The 4,330-nt window shown below is 74.2% G+C and carries 3 protein-coding genes and 2 pseudogenes; 4 read left to right on the top strand and 1 reads right to left on the bottom strand.

All coding sequences use genetic code 11. From position 1 onward, the window contains the following. Together JNW91_RS29965 and JNW91_RS29960 are read left to right on the top strand one after the other, a co-directional pair. Nucleotides 1-1,066: pseudogene (locus JNW91_RS29965) on the top strand (ATP-binding cassette domain-containing protein); the annotation flags it as partial. A gap of 67 nt (nucleotides 1,067-1,133) precedes the next feature. Then, nucleotides 1,134-1,808 (top strand): permease prefix domain 1-containing protein, encoded by a 675-nt coding sequence (locus JNW91_RS29960; RefSeq protein ID WP_203178865.1) that lies wholly within the window; start codon nucleotides 1,134-1,136, stop codon nucleotides 1,806-1,808. A 34-nt stretch (nucleotides 1,809-1,842) separates the two neighbouring features. On the opposite strand, the gene JNW91_RS29955 is transcribed toward JNW91_RS29960, so the two are convergent. After that, nucleotides 1,843-2,184 carry a PadR family transcriptional regulator gene (locus tag JNW91_RS29955; protein ID WP_203178864.1) on the bottom strand — a complete coding sequence of 114 codons (342 nt, stop codon included), beginning with the start codon at nucleotides 2,182-2,184 and terminating at the stop codon, nucleotides 1,843-1,845. Nucleotides 2,185-2,345: 161 nt separating this feature from the next. On the opposite strand from JNW91_RS29955, the gene JNW91_RS29950 reads away from it, so the two are divergent. Beyond that, entirely contained in the window at nucleotides 2,346-3,296 is a 951-nt protein-coding gene (locus tag JNW91_RS29950; protein WP_203178863.1) for a DNA primase, read from the top strand. 39 nt (nucleotides 3,297-3,335) lie between these two features. Then, nucleotides 3,336-4,330: pseudogene (locus JNW91_RS29945) on the top strand (transposase); the annotation flags it as partial.

Genomic DNA, 4,330 nt, shown 5'->3' with positions numbered 1-4,330 from the left:
GCCGACTGGCCCGGCTGGAACGCCGGCTGGCCGCCACCGGGTTCGCGGTGGACGCGGCCGGGGTGCTGGTCGCCGGGCTGACCGCCGGCGCGGTGGTGCTGGCCGCGCTGGCCGCCGACGTACCGGGAGTGCTGGTCGGTGTGCTGGCCGTGGGCTCACTGGCCGCCGTCGAGGTGACGCTGGCCCTGGTCGCGGCGGCCCGCCAGTGGACCCAGCTGCGGCCCGGACTGACCCGGGTGGCCGCCCTGCTCGACGAGGGCGCTCCCACTCCCCCGCCCGCCGAGGGCAGCGCCGACCCTGCCGGCCCGCACGACCTGCGCTTCGTCGAGGTGACCGTGCGGTACCGGGCCGCGCCGCACCCGCCCTGGACCGGGTGAGCCTGGATCTACCCGCCGGTCGACGGATCGCGGTGGTCGGCCCGAGCGGCGCCGGCAAGAGCACCCTGGCCGCCGTGCTGACCGGGGCGGTCCGGCCCACGTCCGGCCGCGTCGAGCTGGGTGACCGTGAGCTGTCGGCGTACACCGAGCAGCAGCTGCCCCGCGCGGTCGGCGGGCTGCTCGCCGAGGCGTACGTCTTCCACGCGACCGTGCGGGAGAACCTCCTGCTCGGGCGGGCCGCCGCGGACGACGACGAGCTGGCCGCGGCCACCGCCGCCGCTGGTCTGCTGGACTGGGTACGCGCCCAGCCGGCGGGCTGGGACACCCTGGTCGGTGAGGAGGGCGGACAGCTCTCCGGTGGCCAGCGGCAGCGACTCGCGCTGGCCCGGGCGCTGCTCGCCGCGCCGCCCGTGCTGGTGCTGGACGAGCCCACCGAGGGGCTGGACCCGACCGCCGCGGACGCGGTGCTCGCGTCCGCCCTCGCCGCCACCCCCACCGGGCACTCGGTGCTGCTGATCAGCCACCGGCTCAGCGGTCTGGCCGAGCTCGACGAGATCGTCGTCCTCGACGGCGGCCGGGTGATCCAACGTGGCCGGCACACCGACCTGGTCGCCGCCCCGGGGTGGTACCGGGACCAGTGGCTGCTCCAGGAGGCGGCCGAACGGGGGTACCTGGCGCTCGCCCCCTGACCCGGCTCGGGGAGGGACCAGGGTTCCCCCGGACGTCGGCGCCGCGAAGTCGTGGCAGGGTGGTGCCATGCCGCGCTGTGAGGACGTGTTGGTCGACGAGCACCTGCGGGAGTTGGCCGTCCGGTTGCAGGGCCCGGCACGCCTGAAGTCCGACCTGCTGACCGAGGCCCGGCACGGGTTGCTGGACGCCGTCGAGGCGTACCGCGAGAGCGGGGTGCCGCCCACCGAGGCGCAGCGCCGCGCGGTGGCCGAGTTCGGCTCGCCGGCGCAGCTGCTGCCCTCCTGGCAGGCCGAGCTGGCGACGGCCGCCCTGCGCGGGTTCTCCCTGCGGATGTTGGCGATCGCCGGAGTGGGGGTGGCTGCCGGCGACCTGACCTGGCAGGGGGCGAGCTGGACCGCCGGTCCCCGCCCGCCGGCCACCTACCTGCTGCTCTCCACCTCGGTCAACTGGATCTGGATAGGCGCGCTGCTGCTCTCCGTGGCCGGTCTGCTGGTGGTCGCGGCGAGCGCCCGTACGGCACGCCCGGGCCTGGCCACCGCGCAGCGCGCGGTGGGTGCCGGCCTGACCGGTGTGCTGGTGCTGGGAGTGCTGGCCGGTGGCGCGCTCTTCGCCTGGTCACTCGGTCTCTGGGACGCGGCGCTGAGGTGGCCCCCGATGATCATCGGCGTGGTGCTGGCCGGGGCCGCCTACTTCTCGCTGGCTCGCGCGGCGCGCGGCTGGGTGCTGGCCACCGCACGCTGAGACGTCCCGGCCGCAGCGGGGCGCTGATCGCGGCTCAGGCCGGGGTGCCGGGTGGGCTGCCGGGGTCGAGGAAGCGGCCGACGGTCTGCTGGAACTCGTGCCAACCGGCGCGCTCACCGGCCAGCGCCCGTCGGCCCGCGTCGGTGAGCTGGTACGTCCGCCGCTCCCGCCCGTTGACCGTGCTCCACGTGCTCGCCACGTGCCCGGCCCGCTCCAGCCGTCTCAGCGCCGGATAGATGGTGCCGGTGGGCAGGTCGAGGCTGCCGTCGCTACGCGCCCGCAGGGCCTCGATGATGGCGTAGCCGTGCAGCGCGCCCTGTTCGAGAACGGCGAGCAGCAGGGCGTCGAGGTGGCCGTGCAGCGCCTGGGCCTTCATGTGTAGCTACGCTACTTGTTCGGCGGCCGGTACGCCACCGGCTGAGAACCGCAGGCCCGAGCGGGTGCGGGGTGTCACCACCGGGGTGCGGGCTCCAGTCTTCCCGAGCCGCCGACTAGGGTATGTGCCCAGAGTCACTCGCCGGCCCGAGACGCCGGCGGGTGGGCAACCCGAAGCACACGGAGGTCAGCGTGGCCCGCCAGTCGCCCCAACGGCCCGACGCCGACGAGCCCGAGCTCGACGACACCACCGGCGCGGCCGAGCCAGATGACACCGAGGACACCGGCCACGCGTCGGCGTCGGCCGACCGGTCGCTCTGGGACGAGCTGCGGATCGACCCGGTGGAGATCGCCCTACCCGCCGGCACCGGCTTCACGCTTCGCGCCTACCGGCCGGCGGGGACGCTGACCCCGACCGACGTGACCGAACGCGACCAGGACGACCCGTTCCTCGCGCGCCGTCAGGCCATCGAGGAGGAGGACGACGAGACCGTCGTCATCCTCGACGAGGAACTGGCCGAGGAGTTCGCCGAGAGCGACGAGGACGAGCCGTCGCGTCGCCGCCGGGACGCCGACGCGACCGCCGACGACGAGGACGCCACGGACGAGGCGGACGACGAGGACGACGAGGAGGTGCCGGTCTTCCTCAGCCACCGGGGCAAGCTGCTGCTGTTCAAGACGCCCGAGTCGTTGGTCAGTTTCATCCGATCCGGTGCGCCCAACGATCTGTCCCAACTGGACAGCTGGAATGAATTGTCCGAACGGGTGGAGCCGGCCGATATCGCGCCGCTCGACGAGGACACCTACGAACTCGACCTCGTCGTGGAGAACCTGCGCGGCGGGCACGATGCCTGGGATTCGACCCTGCTGATCGAGGCCGGCGAGATCGCCCGTGACCTCTCGTACGCGTTGCGGCTGCCTGCGGTACTCGACATGCTCTCCGCCGGCTCCAGCCTCGACAACCTGGACGAGGCCCTGCGGGCGACCGTCAACGGTGGCGTCGGCGGTTTCATGGGCCGTCGGCGGCTGAAGAAGATCGGGGCACAGACCGCAAGTTTGGGCTGGCGCACCATTGTCGGCAAGATCTCTGCGGTCGTGGACTGGCGCGACTGACCCGTACCGGGGAGCATCAGTTGCTGGCAGAGGAAAGACCTGTCCCGGGAGGAGGACGACGCCGTGGCGCTCGTGCGCGTTTACTGCGGTCTGGCCTCGGCGGATCCGGCTGACCGACCGGCCTCGGCCGGTTCGACGCTGACGTCCGCTGTGGTCGACGACGCAGGCCGTCTGCTGCATGTCTGCGAGATCAGCGACGACGCCGCTGGCTACGCCCAGCTCGTCGCGCTGCTCGTGGAGCGGTCGGGCGGGCCGAGCGGTGCGGCCATCGCCGCCGACAGCGACGACCACACGGTCACCTCGCTGTTGAGCGCGGCGGGTCGACCCCTGGCGATCGCCGACGACGACTCGGTGGACGACTTCGCCGAGCGGTTCGCCGACGACGACTCACTGGAGGAGATGCAGTCACCGCCGGCCGAACGACGCGCCGTCGGCCTGGCCCGCGCGTTGCAGGCGGGCGCGCTCTCCGCGGTCACGCTGCCCGCACCCCGGGATCTCGCCGGCTACAAGCAGGTGCTCTCCGCGCACGCCGCGCTGGCCAGTGGTCGGCACTCCGCCGCCGTGGCGCTCCGCGAGGTCCTGCGCGAGCTGTACCCGGCGGCGCTGCGCGCGTACCCGGACCCGGCCGAACCGGTCTCCCTGGCGGTGCTGGACGCGCTGCCCGAGCCGGGCATGCTCGGCGGCACCGTCGCGCGGGGCCGTGAGGTGTCGGTGGCGGCGGACGCCATCGCCGCGCACCTCGCCGCGGACGGGGTGGCCGACGCCCAGGAAATCAACGACGCGGTGACCGCGCTGCGGGTCGCCATCTCCGAGACGCCCCGCCGTGCCGCGGTGAACCGGGCGCTCACCTCTGCCGTGGCCGAGACGGTCCGCCAGGCGGTCGCCTCGGTGCGGGCCTGCGACGCCGGGTGCGAGGCGCTGGTGAGCGCGCTCAGCGCCCGCGTGAGCACGCCAGCCCCCGCCCCCGGTCGACGCGCCGCCGCCCGCCGTGGCGAATCGGTCGGCGAGCTGACCGGCCTGAGCAACACCGGCAC

It is taken from the genome of Micromonospora parastrephiae (assembly GCF_016802865.1).
GTDB lineage: Bacteria > Actinomycetota > Actinomycetes > Mycobacteriales > Micromonosporaceae > Micromonospora > Micromonospora parastrephiae.
This window is presented reverse-complemented; position numbering and strand designations above follow the sequence as displayed.